We start from the raw sequence: 23,289 nt of genomic DNA on the forward strand, positions 1-23,289 counted from the left end.
CGGCGGGCCCTGCGGGGTGGGGCTTATGAACCGGGTATCGTCCATCGCTGGTTGTTGCCGCCGTTGCAGTCCCAGATCTCCAGCTGGGTGCCGTCGGTGGTGCTGGCGCCCGGTACGTCGAGGCAGCGGCCGGACTGCGGTTGACCAGGGCACCGGTCGATGCCGTATAGGTCCACTTCTGGTTGTTGCCGCCGTTGCAGTCCCACAGCTCGATCAGGGTGCCGTTGGCGGTCCCGCCGTTGCCGGTGACCTCCACACACTTGCCGAAGACCTGGAGGGTGCCGTCGCTGCCGGCGGTGACCTGCTGGGCCGCCGAGTTGTTGCAGGTCCAGATCTGGATCTTGTTGCCGTTGGTGGCCGAACCGGTGTTGTCGTCCAGGCACTTGCCGCCGTTCGCCGACACGACGGGACCGGTGCCGCCGGTGGCGCCGCCCGATCCGCCGGGGGCCTGGCTGCCGGTGGCGAGGAGTTCGATCTCGGCCAGTGCGGCACGGCTGTCGCCGTTGTCCGCGGATACGGCCAGCCGGTAGGACGAGTAGGAGCCGGGGGACGTGATCTTGAACGGCCGGGTCTGCAGCCGGTTCGGGAAGGACTCGTTGGTCCTGCTGTCCACCGTGCTCCAGGTGGTGCCGTCGGTGGAGCCCTGGAGCGTCCAGCTCCTCGGGTCCTGGGCGGCGCTGGTGGCGGAGGTGAGCGTGTAGAAGGTGGCCTGCTGCCTCGTGCCGCCGCTGTAGGAGTACGTGACGGTCGGCGTCGCGCCGGCGAAGGTCACCCGGCTGTTGGACGTGTCGTCGAACAGGCCCGACACGTTGGTGCCGTCCGAGGCGCCGGCGCCGGCGCTGCCGCGGCCCGAGCCGGTGGTGTCGCCGAGCGGCTGCGGCGCCTGGCCGGCTGCGGTGAGCTGGTCGGGCAGGGTGGTGTCGGCCGCGGCCCAACTCGACGGCTGGGCGCCCATGGTGAAGTCCAGCGTGGCGCCCGCGGTCAGCTGCGCACCGGTCAGGTACGCCTTGTTCCAGTCCTGTCCGTTGACCTTGAGGGACTGGACGTAGACGTTGTCGCGGCTGTTGTTCGGGGCGTTGACGACGATGTCGTGACCGTTGTCGAGGTGGACGGTGGCCCTGGTGAACAGCGGCGAGCCGATGACGTAGTTGTCGCTGCCGACCTGGAGGGGGTAGAAGCCGAGCGCGCTGAAGATCTGCCAGGTGGAGGTGGCGCCGTTGTCCTCGTCACCGGGGTAGCCCTGGCCGATGGAGCTGCCGGTGAACAGGCGCTGCTGGATCTGCCGGACGATGGCCTGCGTCTTGGAGGGGGCCCCGGCGTAGTCGTAGGCGTAGGGGATGCCGAAGGAGGGCTGGTTGCTCATGCCCAGTTCGCCGATGCGGACGTCGCGCGCCTCGATCATCTCGTGGATGGTGCCGCCGTAACCGCCGGTGTCGCCGACCGCGGTCTCGGGGGTGTTGAAGAACGTGTCGAGCTTGGCTTCGAGGCCGGCCCTGCCGCCGTACAGCGACTGGAGCCCGTTGGGGTCCTGCGGCACGGTGAAGGCGTAGTTCCAGGCGTTGGTCTCGGTGTACTCGTTGCCCCACTGCTTGGGGTCGAAGCTGCTGTCGGACACCCGCCAGGCGCCGCTTGACGTGCGGCCCTCGAAGAAGCCGACGTTCTTGTTGAACACGGTGGTGTAGTTGCGGGCCCGGCCGAGGAAGTACGCGGACTCGTCCTGATACTTCTTGCGGTCGGTGGCCGACGTGCCGGGATCGGCGGCGAGCTTGGCGGCCATGGTGCCGATGCCGTAGTCGTTGATGTAGCCGTCGAGCGACCAGGAGATGCTGCCGCCCTGGCTGGTGTTGGTGAAGCCGGTGAACTCCGAGGTGTCCAGGCCCTTGCGGCCGACGCCGGCCGATGTGGGCACCACGGTGGCGTTCTTCACTGCCGCGTCGTAGGCGGCCTTGGCATCGAAGCTGACGCCCTTGGCGTAGGCGTCGGCGAACGCGATGTCCGAGCTGGTGCCGGTCATCTGGTCGGCGTAGCCGGGCGAGGACCAGCGGGTGGTCCAGCCGCCGTCCTTGTACTGCTGGACGAAGCCGTCAGCCAACCGGCCCGCGGTGTCGGACTCCAGCAGCGAGTAGGCCGGCCACTCGGTGCGGTAGGTGTCCCAGAAGCCGTTGTTGACGTAGACCTTGCCACTGACGATATTCGCGCCGGTCTGGGTCGAGGTGCTGGAACCGGTCGCCGCCGAGAAGGGGCTCGCGTACTTGTAGACCGGGGCGGCCGCGGTGCCGGTGTTCCCGTAGCCGGAGTTCGGGTAGAGGTTCATCCGGTACAGGTCCGAGTACAGCGTGGTGAGCTGGTCGTCGCCGGCGCCCTGGACCTCGACCTTGCCGAGCTTGGCGTTCCACTGCTGCTCGGCGGCGTTCTTGATGGTGTCGAAAGAGGTACCGGACGGGATCTCCAGCGACAGGTTCTTCTTCGCCTGGTCCAGGCTGATGAAGGACGTGGCGATCCGCATCGTGACCGTCTTGTTCGACGAGGTGTCGAACTTCGCGTAGCCGGTGACGTTGTCACGGCCCTGCCCTGTCACCTTCGTCGCGGTGGTCGGGGTGCGGTCGAACTCGGCGTGCACGTACATCCGGGTGGCCCCGGCGCCGTTGCCGATCGAGGTGTCGGAGTAGCCGTCCAGAGTTCCGCCGGAGTTCAGCGTCAGGCCGCCGTCGTTGCTGGTGTTGTCGAACAGCAGGTTCCCGCTGCTCCCGGTGAAGGTGAAGCGGAACTCCGCGGAATGGTCGGCCGGCGCGATCTCCGCCTTGATGCCGTTCTTGAACGTCACGCCGTAGTAGTGGGGTTGGGCGGTCTCGTCTGCGTGCGAGAACGCCAGCGCGCGGTTGCTCCTGTTCAGGTCCGGGGTTCCGGTGGCCGCGGACGGCAGGACCTGGAACAGGTCGCGGTCGCCCATCCACGGGCTCGGTTCGTGGCTGATGCCCAGCGCCTGGAGCGTCGGCAGATTGTCGCCGTTGTTCTGCGACGCGTAGTTGTACTCCCACGACGACGAACCGGCGTCGGTGACCGGGGTGTAGAAGTTGAAGCCGTTCGGCACCGCGGTCAGCGGCAGGTTGTTGCCGCGCGAGAACGACCCGGAGGCGTTGGTGCCGCGCCGGGTGTCGACGTGCTGGGCGAAGCTCGGCGAGGTGTTCGGCGTGGCCGCGCCCAGCGTGATGTCGTCGACCCAGCCCTTGAACTGCGTGGTGTTGGCGGTGCCCTGCGTGTCGTCGTAGCCGAGCAGGATGCGGTCGATGGTCTTGCCCGCGGCCACCTGGCCGACGGTCGAGGCCACCCGGTTCCACTGGTTGGCGTACAGGATCTTGCCGGTGCCTTGCGCCTTCGGGCTGAGGTTCACCCCGTTCTGGTCCAGCGCCGGCCCTGAGAGCTCACTGAGGTAGGTGCCGTCGGTGAAGTGCAGGTCGACCGCGGCGTACGTACTCGGGTAGTTCAGGTCGTTGCGGGTCAGCTCGGGGAAGATCTCGTAGGAGAGCTGGAGGTTCGAGGTGACCGGGATGTTGACGTTGTAGAGCTTGTCCCAGGCCCACACGCCGCCGCCCGATGTATGCGTGCCCGAGTACTGGAGCGCCTTGAGGCCGGTGAAGCCGACGTTCGGCTTGATGTCCGGGCCGGAGGCCGGGCCGGAGTTCACGGTGGTGGCCATCCCGCCGGATATCCCGGACGTGCGGTTGGTTCCGTTGGGGTTGACCTCGACGGTGCTGGCCCAGGTCGGCTGCGGCTGGCCCGACTCGAAGGAGGTGGTGAACGCGGGCGTCTCGGCGGCCGTCGCGGTGGGTGCGAGAGTGAGGGCGTACGTCGGCACCGTCAGGGCGCAGGCCAGCCCCGCGGTGATCAGCGAGCGGGCCAGGGCGCGATGGGATCGGCCGTGTCTCATGAGGTCGTACCTTTCTTCTGGCAAACGGTGTCCGACAGGCAGGGACGGCACGTCACGGGGTGGCCAGCACCGGCTGGCGCCGCGGTCGCAGGTCGAGATCTCCGGCTGGGCGCAAGACGAGGACCCGGGCGGGCGCGGCGCGATGCGCGCCCGCCCGGTTCGGTTGGGGCAGGGGTCAGGATGTGGGGACGGTCCAGCGCTGGTTGGCGCCGGTGTTGCAGTCCCAGATCTCCAACTGGGTGCCGTCGGTGGTGCTGGCGCCCGGTACGTCGAGGCAGCGGCCGGACTGCGGGTTGACCAGGGCACCGGTCGATGCCGTGTAGGTCCACTTCTGGTTGTTGCCGCCGTTGCAGTCCCACAGCTCGATCAGGGTGCCGTTGGCGGTCCCGCCGTTGCCGGTGACCTCCACGCACTTGCCGAGAAGCTGGAGGGTGCCGTCGCTTCCGACGGTGACCTGCTGGGCTGCGGAGTTGTTGCAGGTCCAGATCTGGATCTTGTTGCCGTTGGTGGTCGAACCGGTGTTGTCGTCCAGGCACTTGCCGCCGTTGGCCGACACCACCGCACCGGTGCCGCCCGGGGTGCCCCCGGTACCACCGCCGGTGCCGGGGGTGATGGTGAGGTTGTCGAACTGGTCGGTCCGGTAGCCCTGGATGCCCAGGCCTGCCTGCCCGCTGGAGAACGACGTGTCGGTCACCGAGCCGAACTGGTTGCCGTCGAGCTTGGCGCTGATCTGGCTGCCCTGGAAGGTGAAGGACAGGTTGTGCCAGGTGCCGGTGCCCAGCGCGGTGGTGGTGCCGGTGGCCAGGGTGTGGTTCGAGCCGTCGGTGTACATCTTCTCGATCCACCACTGCCCGGTGTCGCGGATGCGCAGGTAGTACGCGTTCATGTGCGACTGCGGGCGCTGCTGGGTGTTGGCCCGGCCCAGCAGTTCCGTGGTGCCGGCACTGCGCAGCAGCACGTCCGAACTGACGGTGTAGTTCGCCCAGGTCGGATCACCGATCAGCGCGTAGGAGTCGGAGTCGTCCTGCCACTCGATCGGCTTGACCGGCGCCATCTGCTGCACGCACTTGCCGGTGCGGCCGGTGCAGGGCTGGACCTCGAAGGAGCCCTGCATGTCGGACAGGTACTTCGCCTCACCATTGGTGGCAACGTTGTCGAAGTTGTCGGAGTACGGCAGCGCCAGCGCGTGCGCGGCCGGCGCGGTCGCGGTGCCCTTGCCGCCGCCGGCCACCGTGGTGACGGTGTAGACGTAACCGGGCTGCATGGTCAGCGAGTACGAGCCGTTGTTCGGCGTGATGTCCTGGGTGTGGATGAACGATGTCGCGTTGCTCGGGTTGTTGACGTTGGTCGCCCACACATGGACCGTGCCCGTGGACAGGCCGCCCTGAACGTGGAAGTTCGCCGTCTGCGTCCCCGTCGAGGTCGTGGTCTCCAGGATCGTGGAGTAGTCCGAGGAGGTGTTGGACTTCACCGTGACGTAGGTGCCGTTGTTCTCGCTGCCACCCAGGTAGCCCGAGGCCGAGTCGATGAACTTCCAGCCCGGCTGGGTGAACTGGGTGACCTGCGCGGTCGCCCAGGTACTGGCACCGATTGTGTAGTTGCCCGACCACGGCGATCCGGCGGTTGCCAGACCCACGGTGTTGTAGGGCAGGTTCGGATAGATCGCCGCGATCAGCGGCCAGTTGAAGTAACTGACCATCTTCGCGTCGATGTAGCCGCGGGTGATGGACCTGATCAGCGCCGGAGCGCCGGTGTTCATGTCCTGCGAGCCGTTCTCGGAGTCCCACAGCGGCTTGCCGTTGTTCTTGGCCGCGGTGGTGCTGGAGCAGCTCTTGGCGTCGCCGCCGTCGCCGCCGTTGCAGGAGTAGTGCGCGCCGATGATCGACACCGCGTTGTTGAAGGCGGAGTTGTTGGCCATGTCGTCGGCCACGCCCCACCCGGAGTCGTCCGCGACCAGCTGCACACTGTTGTAGCCGTGCGAGTTGAGCGCGGAGCGCAACTGCACGAACCAGTTCGCGTCGTGGCCGCGCTCGTTCCAGCCACCGAGGTACTTGATGTTGAGGTTGTGCTGCTTGGCACAGTCCAGCCAGGAGATCAGATAGTTGATCGTGTCGGTCGACCAGAAACCACCGTTGATCCACCCCGGCGCGGCCCACGCCAGACCGTAAAGCCCGATGTTGGGGTTGCGCGCCACGGCCTGCTCACCGAGCCAGAACTCGTACCCGGCATTGCAGTTGATCGTGCCGCGCGCGTGCTCGATCGACGGCTCCGAGCCGTCGGTGGAGTTCGCGTCGCCGCCGATCTCCAGCTTCAGCAGCTGAAGGTTCGCCCCGTAACCGGGCTTGAACATGTAGTCCAGGATCTGCGACTGCTGGGCCGCCGGGTAGTCCGTCAACAGCCGGGAGTTCCCACCACCACCGCTGATCGCACCGATCCCGTCGAACGTACGCCCGCTCTGGCTGCCGTCCACGGTGATCGTGGTGGTCGCGGCCTGCGCCGGGACACTGCTGACCGCCAGGACCGCAGCAAGGAGCGCCAGCACCCACAAGGGCGCAAGTCTCCATAGTCGTGTCATAGCTGACACCCTTTCACTGAGAGGAATTGCCGCACAGTGTGTTGTCGTGTTCGTTTGTCGGTCAAGACTTCTAACAAGACAACAGATCCGAACAGCCCTGTGGCACCCCTCCGCGCGGCGCAATCGCGCGGCCGGCCTCGACAACGGCCAGCCGGTCCAGATGGGCGACCAACGCTGACAACGTTGTCGTCCGGGGGTATGGCATGCGAGCGGCAGGCACGGGAACTCCCTCACTATCCAACCGGTTGCGGTGGGGCGCACTGACGACAGAGGAGAGCGCTCTCAGAAGCTAGCCAGCGACCCTGCCCGCGTCAATGGTCTGGACATATGGTCGGACTGCTGGACCGCCAACCGTTGGCCGTAACCCTGCGTGAGCGCGCTCCCATGGTCCCGGCGCGACGGTACACATCGGCATTTCCGCTCGGCACCACTCGTTGCCGTTCCGCCGTTCAGCATCCACCTGACCTGGGGTCACGCGCCGATCGAGTGGTGCGGGGCCGGCCGCGCGCGGGTCCCCGGCGCCAGGTGCGGCCCCTCCTCGGCTGTGCCGTCACGTTCAAACACCTTTCCTCCGATGTCTGTTGAGTCCTGTTCGCTATTTCGGTCGTTTGCGTTGACAGGTGCGGAGGGGCTGCCCTTTGCTGTGCGGGATCCGACCCCCCACCGGTCCGGTGACAGCCGTGGCTGTCCCTATCTGGAGCCGCAAACGATGAAACGATGGCGTATTCCTCTCGCGACCTGCCTGATCGTCCTGGGTCTTGCCGCCCCGACCACCGCCGCGCACGCGGCCGCACCGGCCGTGGTGACCGACCCTGCCTCGCTGGTCAACCCGCTGCTGGGGACGTCGAACGGGGGCAACACCTTCCCCGGTGCGGACACCCCGTTCGGGATGGTCTCGTGGAGCCCGGACACTCCCTCGCGCCCACCCGGCGGTGACTACGCCTACTCCGACAACGTTGTCACAGGGTTCAGTCTCAACCACATCTCCGGCCCCGGCTGCGGCGCGATGGGCGACATCCCCATCCTGCCCACCACCGGCGCCATCGACGGCAACGCAACCATCGCCTTCAACCACAACCAGGAGACCGCAACCGCCGGCTCCTACCAGGTGAACCTCGCCAACGGCGTCAACACCGAACTGACCGCCACCGCCCGCTCCGGCATGGCCCGCTTCACCTTCCCCGCCACCACCCAGGCCAACCTCCTGTTCAAACTCAACGCGGACAAGGCCACCAACCTGCACTTCACCAAGGTCAGCAGCACCGAGGTCAGCGGTTCGGTGGACGCCGGCCTCTTCTGCGCCTCCGCGCCGTCCTACACCGCGTACTTCGACATGGTCTTCGACCAGCCGATGACCGGCAACGGGACGTTCAACGGCGGCGACTCGGTCACCTTCAACACCACCGGCAACCGCGTCGTGCAGGCCAAGGTCGGCCTGTCCTACGTCTCCATCGCCGGTGCCACCGCCAACCGGGCAGCCGAGAACAGCGGTTGGAACTTCGACGGCACCCGCACCGCCGCGCACAACGCGTGGAACAACGTCCTCGGCAGGATCGCGATCAGCGGCGGCACCGCCGACCAGCAGAAGGTCTTCTACACCTCGCTCTACCACTCGCTGCTGCACCCGAACCTGCTCAGCGACTCCGACGGCCGATACTGGGGCTTCGACCACCAGATCCACACCGTCTCCGGCAACCAGAAAGCCCAGTACGGCACCTACTCCGGCTGGGACATCTACCGCACCCAAGCCCAACTCGAAGCACTCGTCGCCCCCCAGCAGGCCTCCGACAGCGCCCAATCACTCGTCAACGACTACGCGCAAGCCGGATTCTTCCCCAAGTGGTCGCTGAACTCCGCCGAGACCCAGGTCATGAACGGCGACCCGGGACCCGCGATCGTCGCGGACTACTACGCCTTCGGCGCCCGCAACTTCGACACCGCCACCGCCAAGGCCGACATGGTCAAGCAGGGCACCACCTCCAACCCCATCCGGATGGGCCTGGACCTGCAGACCAAGTACGGCTACCTCCCCTCCGACGGCACCTACCCCCGCGACTTCTACGGCTCGGTCGCCACACTGCTCGAATACAGCGCGCAGGACTTCGCCACCTCCGCCTTCGCCGGCGCACTGGGCGACACCACCACCAAGTCGCAGTTCGCCAACCGCGCACAGGACTGGCGCAACGTCTTCAACACCTCCAGCAGCTTCATGCAGCCCAAACTCGCGAACGGCTCGTGGCGCTCCGGGTTCAACGCCACCAGCAGCGACCAGTTCGTCGAAGGCACCTCCTGGCAGTACACCGGCGCGGTCCCGCACAACATCCGCGGACTTGCCGACGCCATGGGCGGCAACACCAAATACGCCAACTACCTCGACAACGTCCTGTCGCAGTTCAACGGCTCCGGCGGCTCCCACGCCGACCTCGGCAACGAACCCTCCATCGAACTGCCCTGGGAATACGACTACATCGGCCAGCCCTGGAAGACCCAGAAGATCGTCCGCCAGGTCCAAGACCAACTCTGGCCCAACAACCCCGCCAACTGGGGCGTCGGCAACGACGACCTGGGCACCATGAGCGCCTGGTACGTCTTCTCCGCCATGGGCTTCTACCCCGAAACCCCCGGCACCGCCGACCTCGCCCTGGGCAGCCCCCTGTTCACCACCACCGACATCACCCTCGGCAACGGCAACCACATCCTCGTCAACGCCCCCGCCGCCGCCGACAACGCCCCCTACATCCAATCCGCCACCCTCAACGGCACCACCTGGAACAACGCCTACCTCCCCCCACCTTCGCCACCGGCGGCGGCACCCTCAACCTGACGCTGGGCACCACCGCCAACACCAACTGGGCCACCGCGGCATCCTCCGTACCCCCCTCCTACAACGGAGACGGCGGCACCAAACCACCCGGGCCTCCGGCCACCCGCACCGGCCTCGTCACCTCCGACAACGCCGGCAAATGCCTGGACGACAACACCGGTTCGAACACCAACGGCAACAAGATCCAGATCTGGTCGTGCAACAACTCCACCGCACAGCAGATCACCGTCGCCGCTGACGGCACCCTCCAAATGCTCGGCAAGTGCGTGGAGGTCACCGGCAACGGGGGCACCGCCAACGGCACGCTCATAGAGCTGTGGGACTGCAACGGCGGCAACAACCAGAAATGGACCTACAACTCCGGCACCAAAGCCCTGGTCAACCCCCAGTCCAACCGGTGCCTCGACGTCCCCAACGCCAGCACCACTGACGGAACCCAGCTGGAGATCTGGGACTGCAACGGCGGTAACAACCAGCGTTGGAACCTCCCCTCCTGACGCTGCGCCTCCCCGCCTCCGTGTGGTGGCCTCCCAAGATCGGAAGGCCACCACACGGGGCGGCAATTCCCCCCCACCCGAAGGCGAACAGATCATGAGACCAATCACGTTGAAGAAATGGGCAGCGCGGGCGGCAATCGCCGTGCTCGGCCTGCTGCTTGCGATCCCCAACACCGTCGGCAGTGCGCAGGCCGCGCCGACGCCGGCGGCGAGCAGCATCGCGGTGCTGATGCAGTCGTACAACGCGGGCAACGGCCGGATCGATGCCAACGGCTGGTGGACCGCCGCGGTGTCGCTGAGCACCGTGATGACCTACGAGCAGGCCAGCGGCGACCGGAGTTACGACTACGCCATCTCCGGCGCCTACGCCAAGAACAGCAACTTCACCAACGACTACATCGACGACACCGGCTGGTGGGCCCTGGTCTGGCTGCAGGCCTACGACATCACCGGCAACACCGACTATCTGAACATGGCCAAGACGACCACCAACTACATGCACAGCTACTGGGACTCCACCTGCGGCGGCGGTGTCTACTGGAGCACCGCCAAGCAGTACAAGGCCTCGATCGCCAACGAGCTCTTCCTCGCCGCGACGGCCGGCCTGCACAACCGCATCCCGGGCGACACCACCTATGGCGGTTGGGCCACCAGCGAGTGGAACTGGTTCAAGAATTCCGGCCTGATCAGCGGCAACCTCGTCCGTGACGGCCTCAACGTCCCCAACTGCACCTTCAGCACAGCGAACTACTCCTACAACCAGGGTGTGATCCTCCAAGGCCTCATCGAGCAGTCCCGCGCCACCGGCGACACCTCGCTGCTGACCACCGCGAACACGATCGCCACAGCCGCCGTCGCACGCTTCAACCACAACGGCGTGCTCTACGACGGCTGCGAACCCAACTGCACCGGCGACGGCTCGGCCTTCAAGGGCATCTTCGCCCGCTACCTGCGAGCCCTGGCCACCGCCACGAAAAGCACCCAGTACGACACGTTCCTCGCCACAACAGCAAACTCGATCCTGGCCAATGACACCAACAGCTCAGGCCAGCAGGGCAACTCCTTCATCGGACCCTTCGCGCTGTGGACCCCCAGCACCCAGACCGCCGCAGCCGAGGTACTCGTCGCCGCCCTCGGCCAGACCACCACGCCACCCCCGCCCAGCTCCACCGGCGTCCTGCGCGGCCAGGAGTCCTCACGCTGCGTGGACGTCCCGAACGCCACACAGAACAACGGCACGCAGGTCGCCCTCTGGGACTGCAACGGCGGCTCCAACCAGTCGTGGACCACGGGCAGTTCATCGAGTCTGACCGTCTACGGCAACAAGTGCCTGGACGTCCGCTCGGCAGGAACCGCCGACGGCACCCCGGTCCAGATCTACGACTGCAACGGCACCAGCGCCCAGCAGTGGAGCCTGCGCCCGGACGGCACCGTCGTCAACACCGGCTCAGGCAAGTGCCTGGACGCCACCGGCCACGGCACAGCCAACAACACACTCCTGGAGATCTGGACCTGCAACAGCGGCACCAACCAGCAGTGGAACCGGACATAAGGCAGCGCTGAGTCCCGGGCCCGGAGCTGCAGCCCCGGCCGACGGTCAGCCCCCCGACGAGCGCTACCCCCGCTCGCCGGGGGGCACCTCCGGAACCCGTCATACGCAGACCGATGCCCTCGCCACCTCGACGGCATTCAGTCCCCCGCTCGTAGGCAAATTCCACAAGGAGCTGTGAACGTGTCCCACAACGTCGTCGGACGTCATCCGAGCACGGTGAGCGCCTTCCCGCGGCGACGGTCCCGACTGCTCATCGGTATCGGCGCGCTGGCCCTGGCAGCGGCAGGCATATCCGGTGTCGGGCAGTCCGCCACCCCGGCCGCCGCCGCGAGCGGCACCCCCAGGCCGACGCTGACCTTCGCCAACCCCGCGACGCAATCGACGCTGGGTTCGGCCTACACCAAGGCGCTGACAAACCTGCTCGACACCAACACGGTGTCGTACGACCCGGCCGTGTACAACTCATCCGGGCTGATGACCACCAACCCGCAGACCTTCATCCGGGCGGGCGGCGGCTACGCGCAGCCGTGGACCCGCGACGCGGCGGTCAACTCCTGGAACGCGGCGAGCCTGCTCGAGCCGAAGCAGGCCGCGAACACCTTGTGGTCGGCGGTGGTGAAGCAGTCGAACGGGCAGCTCATCGTCCAGCAGGACAACGAGCAGTGGGACCAGGTCGTGTGGGCCATCGGCGCCTGGAACCACTACCTCGTCACCGGTGACCAGGGCTTCCTGACCAACGCCTACCAGGCGACGACCAACACCCTCGCCACCCGCAAAAACGCGAACTACAACTCCTCCTACGGCCTTTTCCAGGGCCCCGCGTTCTTCAACGACGGCATCGCCGGCTACCCCGCGCCGCTGGCCGACGCCACCGAGAGCCACGGCGGCTACGTCGGCGACTACACGGCGACCTCCACGATGATGACGCTCAGCACCAACGCGGTGTACTACCAGGCGTACCGCAGCGCCGCGCTGATGGCCTCGGCCCTGGGGAAGCCCTCCGCTGAAGTGGGCGCCCTCAACTCCCAGGCCGACAGCCTGAAGACCTCGATCAACAACCACCTGTGGAATTCCGGCAAAGGCCTGTACGGCTACTTCGTCCACGGCAACGACAGCATGTCCGGCCAACTGGATCAGACAGAGGAGGGCACGGGTCTGTCCTTCGCCATCCTCTTCGGCATCGCCAGTGCCGGTCAGGCCCAGTCGATCCTGGCCAACGCACACCTCCAGCCGTATGGCATCGTCGACACCTACCCCAACTACGCCCGGTACAGCGACGCCGAACCCGGCCGCCACAACGTGGTGGTCTGGCCGATGGTGCAGGGCTACTGGGCCGACGCGGCCGCACGGTCCGGCAACCAGGCGCGATTCGCCAACGAGGTGCAGCAGCTCGCCGGACTCGCAAACTCCAGCCGACAGTTCGCCGAGATCTACAACGCGCAGACCGGGGCGGTGGACGGTGGCTGGCAGACCGGCGGCCACTGGGGCGCGGCACCCGACCAGACCTGGTCGGCGACAGCGTACCTGCGCATGATCGACACCGACCTGTTCGGCATGACCTTCGGCACCGGCGGCCTCAGCTTCCGGCCGACGCTGCCGGCCGGCTGGGGGGACGCGACCCTGAGCGGCGTCGCCTACCGTGGCGCGACGCTGAACATCGCGCTGCACGGCTCCGGCAACGTCATCAGCTCCTTCAAGCTCGACGGCACGACGACCTCCGCGAACTCGGTGCCCGCCTCGCTGACCGGCACGCACTCGGTGGACATCACCCTGTCCGGCGCACAGCCGCTGCCCAGCACCGGCACTATCCTGTCCGACGTCAACAGCAACAAGTGCGCCGACGCCAGCAACAACTCCTCCGCCAACGGCACCAAAGTCCAGCTGTGGGACTGCAACAGCACCACCGCGCAGAACTGGACCCGCCAGGCAGACGGGACGATCCGCGTCAACGGCGCCTGCCTCGACATCAACGGCGCCAGCACCACCGACGGCGCACTGGTCCAGCTGTGGACCTGCAACGGCGGCGGAAACCAGAAATGGACCGTCACCAACGGCACCCTGGTCAACCCCGCCTCCGGCAAATGCCTCGACGACCCCGGCTACAAGACCGACAACGGCACCCAACTCGACATCTGGACCTGCAACGACGGAGCCAACCAACGCTGGGCGATCCCCTGATCGCAGCACAGCCGCACCCGGCGGGCGCCGCCACCACGGCGCCCGCCGCTCCCTTGTTCGACAGTTAGCAGGCCGCCGGCAAACACGTCGGGCTCGCCGACAGGAGCGCCGTGACCACTTCCGACCTGGTCGACCCCAACCACCCGGCGAACTCGGCGACCTCGGCCACCGCGGGCGCCACCGGCCAGGTCGGCTGATCAAGCCTCCCGATAGAGGCAACGCGGGATCCCACCCCATAGCTGCGCTGCTTGTCCATCCTCGGCGAACCAGGAGGGCGTTAGGCCTGTTATTACACATTGGAGCAACGGGTTCGCGGTACGAATGCCGGAAGGTCACCCGCTGGCCGTGAGCCGCAAAGGGCGAGGCCACCGGGCCGGGGCCGCCGGCAGTGCCCGCCGGAGAGGACGGCCGGCCTCCGGTGCGCCCCGGGTTTCGGGGCGCACCGGGAGCCGAGGACGGTCACCCCACGGCTTTCCAGTGGTCGTAGGTGCTGATCATCTGATAGCTGCGGGTCGGGCAGTAGAAGGCGCTGTTCGGCTGGTCGTAGTGCGTGTCGGAGTTCGCGGAGGTCGCGGTGGACCAGGTGCCGTTCTTCCGTACCGCGATGTTGCTGGACTCGAAGGTCAGGCCCGCCATGTCGTCGCAGGAGTACGCTCGTCCGGATGTACCGACCGAGGAGTACAGCTCCTCGATGTCCCAGCCATCGGTGCGCCCGGACTGGTTGGTCCCGGACTGCGTGAAGAGGGTGTCCCACCGGCCGGCCGCGTAGTTGTAGAGCGCCGCGGTCCAGGTGTTGCCGGAGGTCGAGGTCTTGACGACCCGCCCGGTGTAGGCACCGCTGCCGTTGGTGTAGGTGCTCAGGAAAGAGCTGTTGATGGGCACCGAGGCCGCGAAGTTGACGCTTCGGCACCAGTCCCAGGCGGATACGGAGCGGACAGTCGCCGTGTAGACCGTGACCAGTTCGACGCAGGAGCCGCCGGGCGGGTACATGGTCGGGGTGTAGATGGTGGTGGCGCTGTTCCTGACAGTGAGCTGAGTGGAGACCGACTGCGTGGCACAGGAGCCGTCCGAGCCGGACGCCGACTTGAAGGCGGTGCCCTGCGCCGGGTGGATGCTGACCAGCGGCTGGACGGCGGCGCTGCCGACTCCGGTGCCGAGCGGGCCCTTGTCGGGGATCCCGTACTGCGAGCGGTGCTGCGACGCCAGGGGGGAGAGCAGCCGGTGCACCTCGGCCTGGGACAGGGCGCCCCGGACTGACTGACCGGACACCGCGGTCGAACTGCAGACGCCGACCGCCGCCGGGCCGAGGCCCTCGGCGTCCGGAGAACTCGCGGCGGCGGTACCGAGGCCGCCGCCCAGGACCAGGGCCGCGCCGGCGACGAAGACCGCTGCTGCGGTTTTCGGGCTTCTCACGCTGATGAGCTCCTCTCGGGAGGGTGGAGTACATGACCAACATGCTCATGACAATGCACCGGAGGACAAAAGAGAAGCCATTCGTCGGCCGTCATCCGCGCAGAAGCAGCGGAAAACAGAGCACAGAACACAGGAGCCGGGGGTGAGCCGCGCCGACCCGCCCGGCCTCTCCGCGCCGGTCGGCCCGCCGCCGCCCCCGGTGCCGGTACCGGTGTGGACGCGGATCACAGGCCGTCCAGGTCGAACTCCTCGCTGTCGCCGACGATTTCCCGGGGCGGGAACCGGCCGTCGCGGCCTCGGCGTTCGCGGTCGGTGGCCCGGCGCTGCCGGGCCGGGACAGGGAGGCTGCGGTGCTGGTGTCCTTCGGGCTCGACGACGCTCCCGACGAAGACGTCGCGCCGGCTGCGGGAGCCACCGCCCGGCTTGCCCGTTCGCGGGGCGCGCCAGGGTTGAGCCGCCTCTCGACGGCGGAAGGCGCCCGCACCTGCGAGGGGTGCGGACGCCTTCCGTTTTTCGTGCAGGTGCTGCAACGGGGCGGTCAGAACAGCTTGCTGTAGGTGTTCCAGCCGTTGCCCAGCGGGACGCCGGCTGCGAACTGCCCGGTGCCGTAGGCGCTGAAGCGGTAGAGCGTGCCTGTCGAGGCCTTGACCGCGAGCAGGTCCGCCAGGCCGTTGCCGTCGATGTCGCCGGCGGTGGCGATCTTGTTGTACCCGCCGAAGCCCGAGCTGAGCTTGATACGGCCCGCGAACGGCGCCTTGGCGTTGCCGGTGCCCTTGAACAGGTAGAGCGTTCCGTCGGTGCTGCGGGCCAGGATGTCGGTCCGGCCGTCGCCGCTCATGTCGCCGGCGCCGATGATGGCGTTGTAGGCGTTCCAGCCGGAGCTGACGAGCGTGCGGCCGGTGTAACCCGTGCCGGTGCCCGTGCCCTTGAACAGGTACAGCTGCCCCGAGGAGTTCCGGGCCAGCAGATCACTCTTGCCGTCACCGCTGAGGTCACCGGGGCCGACCATCAGGCCGTACGACCAACCCGTGGTGATACGGACGGCTCCCCGGCTGGCGTTGTAGAGCGTGCCGTCGTAGCCGAAGAGCAGCTCCGCGTCCCCGCTGTCGGTCGGCGAGACGCCCAGGGCGAAGTTCGAGATGCCGGCGAAGTCATTGGGGTCGCTCGCGGCACCCCGCGAATAGAACGTACCGGTGTTGGTCGGCACATAGCCGTACAGCGAACCGGACGACGTGACGCCGAGCAGCCACTTCTTGCCCCAGTTCTGGATGCCGCCCATGCCGGCCATGACGTCGACGGTCCCGGCGCCTTCGCTCCACAGGTAACGGGGCTTGAGGCCTCCGGTGCCGGTCGGCGCGTACTGGTACAGGTCGCCGTTGAAGGACCGGCCGGTCACGTAGCCAGTGCCGGACTCGCCGTTGCCGAGGCCGATGATCTGGTTGTACGTGTTCCAGCCGGTGCCGATGAGCACCTTGCCTCTGTAGGGCGCGGAAGCGTTGCCGGTGGCCTTGTAGAGGTACAGGTTCCCCGAGGTGTCGCGGGCGACCAGGTCGCTGATGCCGTCACCGTCGAGGTCGCCCGGGCTGGTCAGCTGGTCGTACACCGCCCAGCCGCCACCGATCAGCAGCCGCGTCGTGAACGGTGCCCCACCGTTCCCGTGACCCGGGAAGAGGTACAGGTGTCCGTCGAAGGTCCGCGCGGCGATGTCGGGGATGCCGTCACCGGTCACGTCGTCCACCGCGAAGACCTTGTTGTACATGGTCCAGCCGGAGCTGATCCACGACGAGTAGTTCGGGAAGTCGGTCCCGCTGAACATCACCAGCTTGCCGCTGGCGGTCAGGCCCAGCACGTCCGGGCCGGGCGCCCCGTCGATGTTGCCCGGGGTGATCACATCCACGTACTGCTGGGCGGAGGTGCCGAGCTTCACGTTCGTGGTGGCCAGCGAGTTGTACCAGTTGTTGTCGATACCGCGGTAGAGCTGGTCGCCGAACCCGTCGCCGTCGATGTCGTAGCGGACGGGCGCCGGGGTCTGGGCAGCGGCGTCCGCCGCCAGCTTCGACTTCTTCACCGACGTGGTGGGTGCGGCGATGTGCGGAACATGGGCAGCGGCCGCCGTGGGCCGCTCCGCCACGTGGTGCGCGCCGGGCTCAGCGGCCTGTGCGCCCGTGCTCAGCGCGAAGGCGCCGAGGGAAAGGATGCCGGCCGTGCAAGCGGCGACAAGACGCCGGCGGCCCTTGGGCCGAGCCGGCTTGGATTCTGACACTAATCCCCCCATGGGATCTCAAGCAGTGAATACCCGAACCGCTGAAACCGGATCTCTTCGAAGATCCGTCCGGTCCTGGTGGGCGGAGTGTATCCCCCGGGTACGACACGGCACGTGGGGATATCTCTCCGAGCGCCAGACACCGGTGTCGACCGTGAGGCACAGGATGCCTGCGCGGAGGCACCGCGCCAGCCTCAGAAGAGGTCAGGCACAGCGCGTGACCTCGCAACTGTCCTGACTTGTGCAGATCGGCGTGCTCACGCTCTGCTCCCCCGTGCGGATGGCCGGGGGCTGCCTCAACCAGGGCAGACCCGACAACGACCGTCCAGTGACCACCCCTCCAGGGACACCGAATCACTCGACCTCCCACTGCGGCCTGCCCGGAAAAAGGGGAGTCGCGCGTTGGGTGACCTGGATGCATGTGGGGTGGCAGCATGACCTGGTCGTCGCTCGCGCCCGCGGAGGTTGAAGTCGTGCTTCAAGGAGACGGGGTAGTGCGGGCGCTTCTGGCGGCGGTCGCGACCTTGGAGGATCTCGTCAAGGTCGGACATGACTCGCAGACGCCCTGAGCGCCCTCGAGGAGATCGCTTATGAGCTCGACAAGATGGACTCAGCGGAGGGCAGGCGGTTCATCGGGGTTCTGGACCGTGTCGCCGTTGCGGAGCCGAACCGTGCTGCCTGGATCCGGGACGTCTGGAGTGCGCTGGGCATGGACCGCGTTTGACCAGACCGCTGACAGGCGTCGGAAGCAGACGAAGGCGGGCGCGGGTGCCCAAATGCGAGAGCCGGCCAAAGGAGACGACCCGCGAGCCGAATCTGGTTCGGCACGGTGAGCGGTGGTCATCGGACATCGCCGGCGGCCACCAGAGCCTGACCGAAGTCGGCACGTGCCTGGTCGACGATCGAGGGCGCGGGTCCGCCGGGACGGAGCCACCCGGCCAGATCCGGTGCCTCGACGAGTGTGCGTCCGGCACTGACGTGCGTGACGGTCCACCGCGAAAGGTCCGCGACCCGGTCGAGGTGTTCGTCAGTGAGCAGTTGCATGCAGTGGACGTCCGGGACGAACCGGCTCCACAGGTCAGCGTGCACGCGCAGTGCGTGGGCCGGGATCTCTTCCCGCAGCGGCGGCAGGGCCCGACTGCGGTCGTCCCAGCCATACGCCTGGCGCGGCGTCGGCGCCACGAAGGCGTAGTGCGCGTGCTCCGCTTCTGCGAGGATCGCCGCGCGGGCCCGGTCGGCCTGAGCCGCCAGGGAGCTGGACGCGTCGTGGATCTGATACGTCGCCTGGCCATCCGAGCCGATGTCAGCCATTGCCGCCCGCGACGCGAGCGCGTCCGTGTACAGCACCGATCCGGACGAAGCGACGCGCAGGGTGGAAGCCAGGTGCGCCGCCACCTCGCCGGTGGTGTCGAGCTGATTCATCCCGCCACTGGAAACGTAGGCGTCCCCTCCAGCCTCGGCCGCCCAGCGCACCGCCCGCTCGGCCCAGCCCGACTTACCGGCACCGTCCAGCGCGGGCAACGCGCCCAGCGCGATGTACGCCGTCATCATCGGATGAGGCGAATCCCAGGGCGGCAGACGGACGGTCTTCGTGGCCCGCAGCTCGCCCGACAGCCCGCCCGCTCGTACCCGGCCGCCGAAGGCCGCCAGCCAGGTTTCCAGCGCCTCCTCACTCTCCATCGACCCCAGCCGGACAGAGAAACCCGCGAGGCTTGCTGTCAGCAAGGACCCCCAGATGGAGTCCGGCGCCGCCTCATTGGCCACGTCATTGGCCGTGCGCACCGCCTGACGCACCACATCGACAACCGCCGCGGCACCGCCGCCGTCATCCGGAGCGAACTCCACCCGGACCTCATCGAAGCCATTGGCCTCCAGCCCATGGAAAATGCCGTCGAGATCGATACGGACGCCGTCACGGTTCGCCATCCGGCCAGCGTATGGCGAACCCCCGGCCCGTGAACCGAAGTTTGGGGCAGGCCAGGCGGCTCGGCGGGCACGAAGCTGCTCGGGTTCGGGGACGCCCTCGGGGCTCAGCGGTCCGATGGCGCGCGGACCGTGCGTATGGCAGTGACCATCCGGTTCGTCGACTCGCGGCCCGCCGCGAGGCATTCACAACCGTCCTCATCGCTGTGGTCAACGAACGGTTGTGACCTGCCGGGCATGTCGGTCCCGCATGTCACTCTGGCGATGCAGCAAAGGGTGTCGTTGTTGCGGTCCTTCGCAGTTCCGGGGGACGGCGGCCACCAGCCGAGCGGCCTGCTGGCGGCCCCCAGCTCGGGAGTCAGGTCCACCCCCGGGACAGTGCCGTGCTCGTTGCATTGCTGGCGGATCCACCACGGCTGCCCCGGCGTAGTTGGTGTTGTCCGATCGACAAACGGCCGACCAGTCCGTCAAGGCCACTCTTCCCGCACTACGAACAACATGACCAACAAGGGGAGCTGCTGACGAGCGGTTCCCCGATCGCAACCATGCACGAGCTCGTTAGACCATGGTCAGGAGGTGATCCGTGGGGCCGTAGTCGATCTTCCAGTCGGCATAGACCCCAACGGCACCGTCCTTCTGGCACCGCAGCCCGACGGTCACCCAGCGGACCGACCCGTCGCCCGCGAGGGAGAACGCAACCGCGGTCTCGAACTCCCCCCCCCGCACGGGCAGCCGGCCTCACCAGGGTCCGCGTCCTCCCAGAACTCTGCGCTGTCCGCGATGAACGCACGAACACCGCAACCAGCGCACACCCGCTCGGCTCCGCCCTCGAGATCGTCAACGAGCACGACGAACGCGCGCCCGCCGCACCCACCGCAGACGGAGGAAACGATCTTCACCGGCCGGCGGTCATCAGTGTCCCGGAGAAACGCCGCGAGGTCCGCAGAGACACCCTCGCCAACCTGATCATCAGCATGCACAGGCACATCGTTCCAGACACCCAGACCAGCACCCGACCCTCTTGGCCAGCGAGCCAGGGGGATTTCCCCGTCCAACGGGACGACCCCTGCGGGCGTTATGACCACTTACTGATCGTTTCAGAATGCCGACGCTGGCGGCCCATGGAACAATCCCTTCAGCCACGGGCTCAGGGGGATGACGCCGTATGGAACGGGTTGGGGCTGCACGGGACCTCGTGCTTGGTTACGTCCACGCTCTGAACGCGGTTGACGAGGCCATGAGGGCGGCGAACCCCTCGCTTGAGCGCCTCGGGGATGTCCTCGGCCTGGTCCGTTCGCGCCGGATGGTCGGCCGGAATGGACGCATCGGCACCTACTCCTACACGGTTCATGGGGCAGGGTGCCGTTTCGTGTGCGAGAACGGTGCTGAGGTTGATGTGGACTTCGCAGCCGACGGAAGCGAAGTCTTCGACCTCTGGCGGCTGCGCTTGTATGGGCTGAGTCTGCCGGAGCCTCTTGACGTCACGGATGAGGACCTGCGGGCCGCGGTGCGGTCGCTGCAACCGCTTCTGACCGAGGTGCGGCCGGGGTGGTTCAGCGTAGCCAACTGATCGTTTCAGGATGAGGTTCGCAGGCGGCGGAGGCATATGAGGCTGCAGGCCAGTTCGAGCAGGCCGTGGTGGAGATCTGCGCGCCGTTCGTAGCGGGTGCGGAGTCGTTTGAACTGGTGCGGCCAGGCGAAGGCGCGCTCGACGACCCAGCGCACCTTGCCCAGTCCGGAACCGTGGGCGACCCCGCGTCGTGCGATCAGCGGCTTGATGCCGCGCTTCCCCAGCAGGCGGCGGTACTTGTCGAAGTCGTAGCCCCAGTCCGCGTAAAGGCGTCGGGGTTTGCGGCGGGGGCGTCCCCGCAGTCCCCGGATCGGCGGGACTGCGTCGAGCAGGGGCAGGAGCTGGGTGACGTCGTGCGCCTCCCCCGATGACGGCACGCAGCGCGGCATCCGCGTCCGCGTGCCTCGTCCCGACCTCACTCCCGGTCCGCCGGTACGAACCCTCGAAGCCTCGAAGCCTTCAAGTGCGCGGGGACGGCGCTGAGGTTGCACCCGGCCGCGATCAGCTACGGCTGCCTCGCCAGGCGGAGGACGAGGGAGTACCGGCACGGGTTGTCGGCGATGCGCCGGGAGCGCACCGCCGCGGCCGAGGCGCTGGAGAGGGGCGGCTCCGTTGCGGTGGACGGCCGCCTCTCCCCCGGCCGGGGGCGAGGCGGCCCGGCAGGGGTCAGCTCAGCGCAGGCCGAGGCGCCTCATCGTGCGCGGTTCGAGGCTCCCCGCGTGCCGCCGGAAGGCCGACAGCGGCACCGTGCGCAGTTCCTTGGTCTCCAGGTAGCTGCGCCGACCCTCGGCATCGTCGACGGTTCCCGCGGGAAGCGCCACGACCCCGGGCTGTTCCTCGTGGAAGCGCGAGGTGATCTTCACCACTCGCGCCGTCCGGCCCCGCACGGATACGACCAGGCACGGGCGGTCCTTCGACCCCACGACGTCCTCGTAGGGAACATCGGCCCACCACACCTCGCCCCGGCGCGGGGCGCCTCCACGGTCCGGGGCGGAGGTCGCCGCGGACCCAGGCCCGCGGGTCCGCCGCCACCACGCCACCGCGGCTGCTGCTGCCACCACCACGAGGACGGCTCCTGCCACGACCCACGTCTGCGCGCTCATCGCTTGCTCCTCTTCCACCCGGACAGGCCGGTTCGTGGGCCTGCTACTGCTCTTCCCTGGGTGACTTCCCTGAGTCGGCGCACGTACCCGCCGCAGCCGGCCCGTCCACGACGCTGAGGGGGCCGGTCGCGGTCCTAGTAGTGAGCGAGGTCCGGCAGCAGTGACGGGTCAAGCGGTGCGGTGAGCCGGAATTCGGTGAGTGTTGCCGGGCATCCCTGGGCGATGAGCTGTGTCAGGGCGCTCAATCGGTGGTTGCCGTCGAGAACGAGGTAGCGATCGCTCCCGAGGGAGTAGGTGGCGAGCAGCAGCGATATGTCCGAGCCGTCTGCGCGGCGCGCGTACTGCTCACGCACTGTCGAGATGCGTGCCTGCGTCTCGGGAGAGAGGCCCGAGGGGTCCGTGGCGACGTCTGCGTGACGCAGCGGTACGGCGTCGTGGCTGTCGTAGGCGGCCGCACCGTGCCCGTTGCGATACCAGGGGCTGTAGTAGTTCTCCAATGTGCCGGTCTCGTAGGGCGCTACGTGCGTGGACACCTTGTGGACTCGCACCGGGCTGTCGACCCGGGCCGCCAGATCGGCCAGGGCGTCCCAACTGACCATCGTGCGGATGCGGTCCGGTCCCGAGGTGAAGTGCTTTCGGAAGAGTTCGAAGGGGACGTCGCCGGATGAAAGGCCGCGCAGTCTGCGGGTTTCACCCTCGATCTCGCGAGACCAGTATTCGGCCAGCACATCCGAACGTCTGGCGTGGCGTTCGGTGGTCTCGCGTAGTTTGTCGACCACGTCGGCGAGGTCGGCCCAGTCCTCCGGTGTCCACCGCGCGTAGGACTGCAGCGACGACTCCAGGCCCCGTTGAACGGTGGCCAGCACCTTGGTGACCGTCTGCAGGTACTCCTGCTGCATCGCTTCGCTGGCCAGCGGAATCAGCGCCATGGCGGCACGGCAGTCGTGCAGCGACCGGTAGGTCGGTCCCGGCAGGCTGCCCACCCGCAGGAGCGGGACGGCGGCGGTCAGGATCGAAACCTTCTCGGTCAACTGCAGGTCCGCCAGGGCTTCCTGAATGTCTCCCTGCCTGCGGGCCAGCAGCATCCCCACCACCATGGTGGTCACCGCGCCCAGACCGAAATTGGAGGCCCAGTCCGCCAGGCTCCACGCCTGCCCGTCCAGCCACAACGCCCAGTCGAGCAGCCCGGCGGCCACGGGTAACGCCGCCAGTGGCCAGTAGCTCTTCCACAAGGACCGCATGCTTGACCCCATCCCCGGCCGCCTCCGGACCACAGTGAAGGACGTGCCGGACTCCCCACAGGGTTCCGCCAGGGACGGGCAGCACCGGCGGTTCGCCGAATTTCCGAGCGGCACCACTCGCCGACGAGAACCGTGCCGCATAGGGTCGTAGGCGCGGCATCGCGTGTCGGTCACCGACCGGGTGAGGCATGGAGGTGTCCGCGAGGTGCCTTACGGAGGCAT

12 protein-coding genes and 2 pseudogenes are annotated in these 23,289 nt (G+C 67.8%); 5 read left to right on the forward strand and 9 right to left on the reverse strand.

Features of this window, described 5'->3' with window-relative positions; all coding sequences use genetic code 11:
- Positions 1-23: 23 nt before the first annotated feature.
- The 3 genes and pseudogenes from ACGFMP_RS14060 to ACGFMP_RS14070 all read right to left on the reverse strand — a co-directional run bounded on the left by ACGFMP_RS14060 (position 24) and on the right by ACGFMP_RS14070 (position 6,503).
- Positions 24-260 (reverse strand): RICIN domain-containing protein, encoded by a 237-nt coding sequence (locus tag ACGFMP_RS14060; RefSeq protein WP_393672814.1) that lies wholly within the window; start codon positions 258-260, stop codon positions 24-26.
- Positions 194-3,928, reverse strand: a pseudogene (locus ACGFMP_RS14065) (GH92 family glycosyl hydrolase); the annotation flags it as partial. The gene ACGFMP_RS14060 and the pseudogene ACGFMP_RS14065, both read right to left, overlap by 67 nt.
- A 175-nt stretch (positions 3,929-4,103) precedes the next feature.
- Positions 4,104-6,503: a ricin-type beta-trefoil lectin domain protein gene (locus tag ACGFMP_RS14070; protein ID WP_393672482.1), complete on the reverse strand. Its 2,400-nt coding sequence runs from the start codon at positions 6,501-6,503 to the stop codon at positions 4,104-4,106.
- A 709-nt stretch (positions 6,504-7,212) separates the two neighbouring features.
- Between ACGFMP_RS14070 and ACGFMP_RS14075 the strand changes: the two genes are divergently transcribed.
- The 4 genes from ACGFMP_RS14075 to ACGFMP_RS14090 all read left to right on the forward strand — a co-directional run bounded on the left by ACGFMP_RS14075 (position 7,213) and on the right by ACGFMP_RS14090 (position 13,554).
- Positions 7,213-9,327 (forward strand): GH92 family glycosyl hydrolase, encoded by a 2,115-nt coding sequence (locus tag ACGFMP_RS14075; protein WP_393672484.1) that lies wholly within the window; start codon positions 7,213-7,215, stop codon positions 9,325-9,327.
- Between the two features lie 143 nt (positions 9,328-9,470).
- Positions 9,471-9,824 (forward strand): RICIN domain-containing protein, encoded by a 354-nt coding sequence (locus ACGFMP_RS14080; protein WP_393672815.1) that lies wholly within the window; start codon positions 9,471-9,473, stop codon positions 9,822-9,824.
- A 94-nt stretch (positions 9,825-9,918) separates the two neighbouring features.
- Entirely contained in the window at positions 9,919-11,376 is a 1,458-nt protein-coding gene (locus tag ACGFMP_RS14085) for a glycoside hydrolase family 76 protein (protein ID WP_393672486.1), read from the forward strand.
- Between the two features lie 180 nt (positions 11,377-11,556).
- Positions 11,557-13,554 carry a ricin-type beta-trefoil lectin domain protein gene (locus ACGFMP_RS14090; RefSeq protein ID WP_393672488.1) on the forward strand — a complete coding sequence of 666 codons (1,998 nt, stop codon included), beginning with the start codon at positions 11,557-11,559 and terminating at the stop codon, positions 13,552-13,554.
- 459 nt (positions 13,555-14,013) lie between these two features.
- On the opposite strand, the gene ACGFMP_RS14095 is transcribed toward ACGFMP_RS14090, so the two are convergent.
- The 3 genes from ACGFMP_RS14095 to ACGFMP_RS14105 all read right to left on the reverse strand — a co-directional run bounded on the left by ACGFMP_RS14095 (position 14,014) and on the right by ACGFMP_RS14105 (position 19,156).
- The gene (locus tag ACGFMP_RS14095; RefSeq protein ID WP_393672489.1) at positions 14,014-14,967 is read right to left on the reverse strand and encodes a hypothetical protein; all 954 of its coding nucleotides are present in this window, start codon (positions 14,965-14,967) and stop codon (positions 14,014-14,016) included.
- Positions 14,968-15,505: 538 nt separating this feature from the next.
- Positions 15,506-17,230, reverse strand: coding sequence for an FG-GAP repeat domain-containing protein (locus ACGFMP_RS14100; RefSeq protein ID WP_393672491.1), 1,725 nt, complete (start codon positions 17,228-17,230; stop codon positions 15,506-15,508).
- Positions 17,231-18,070: 840 nt separating this feature from the next.
- The gene (locus ACGFMP_RS14105; RefSeq protein WP_393672492.1) at positions 18,071-19,156 is read right to left on the reverse strand and encodes a hypothetical protein; all 1,086 of its coding nucleotides are present in this window, start codon (positions 19,154-19,156) and stop codon (positions 18,071-18,073) included.
- 1,162 nt (positions 19,157-20,318) lie between these two features.
- Here ACGFMP_RS14105 and ACGFMP_RS14110 point away from each other — a divergent pair.
- Complete coding sequence (locus ACGFMP_RS14110; protein ID WP_393672494.1) at positions 20,319-20,723, forward strand: DUF6896 domain-containing protein; 405 nt, start codon at positions 20,319-20,321, stop codon at positions 20,721-20,723.
- Positions 20,724-20,728: 5 nt separating this feature from the next.
- Here the strand turns inward: ACGFMP_RS14110 and ACGFMP_RS14115 are convergent.
- The 3 genes and pseudogenes from ACGFMP_RS14115 to ACGFMP_RS14125 form a co-directional block, all read right to left on the reverse strand.
- Positions 20,729-21,082 (reverse strand): annotated as a pseudogene (locus ACGFMP_RS14115) (transposase); the annotation flags it as partial.
- Between the two features lie 312 nt (positions 21,083-21,394).
- Positions 21,395-21,826, reverse strand: a complete 432-nt coding sequence (locus tag ACGFMP_RS14120) for a type II toxin-antitoxin system PemK/MazF family toxin (protein ID WP_393672495.1) — start codon at positions 21,824-21,826, stop codon at positions 21,395-21,397.
- A 134-nt stretch (positions 21,827-21,960) separates the two neighbouring features.
- A complete protein-coding gene (locus ACGFMP_RS14125; protein WP_393672496.1) occupies positions 21,961-23,058 on the reverse strand; it encodes a hypothetical protein in 1,098 nt (365 codons plus the stop codon).
- Between the last annotated feature and the right edge of the window lie 231 nt (positions 23,059-23,289).

Origin of the sequence: Streptomyces sp. NPDC049040 (assembly GCF_043197715.1) — a bacterium.
GTDB lineage: Bacteria > Actinomycetota > Actinomycetes > Streptomycetales > Streptomycetaceae > Actinacidiphila.

Coding starts and splice junctions, on each gene's coding strand:
- ACGFMP_RS14120 (WP_393672495.1), bottom strand. CDS start 21,826: ATGAGCGCGCAGACGTGGGTCGTGGCAGGAGCCGTCCTCGTGGTGGTG.
- ACGFMP_RS14110 (WP_393672494.1), top strand. CDS start 20,319: ATGGAACGGGTTGGGGCTGCACGGGACCTCGTGCTTGGTTACGTCCAC.
- ACGFMP_RS14070 (WP_393672482.1), bottom strand. CDS start 6,503: ATGACACGACTATGGAGACTTGCGCCCTTGTGGGTGCTGGCGCTCCTT.
- ACGFMP_RS14085 (WP_393672486.1), top strand. CDS start 9,919: ATGAGACCAATCACGTTGAAGAAATGGGCAGCGCGGGCGGCAATCGCC.
- ACGFMP_RS14105 (WP_393672492.1), bottom strand. CDS start 19,156: ATGGCGAACCGTGACGGCGTCCGTATCGATCTCGACGGCATTTTCCAT.
- ACGFMP_RS14075 (WP_393672484.1), top strand. CDS start 7,213: ATGAAACGATGGCGTATTCCTCTCGCGACCTGCCTGATCGTCCTGGGT.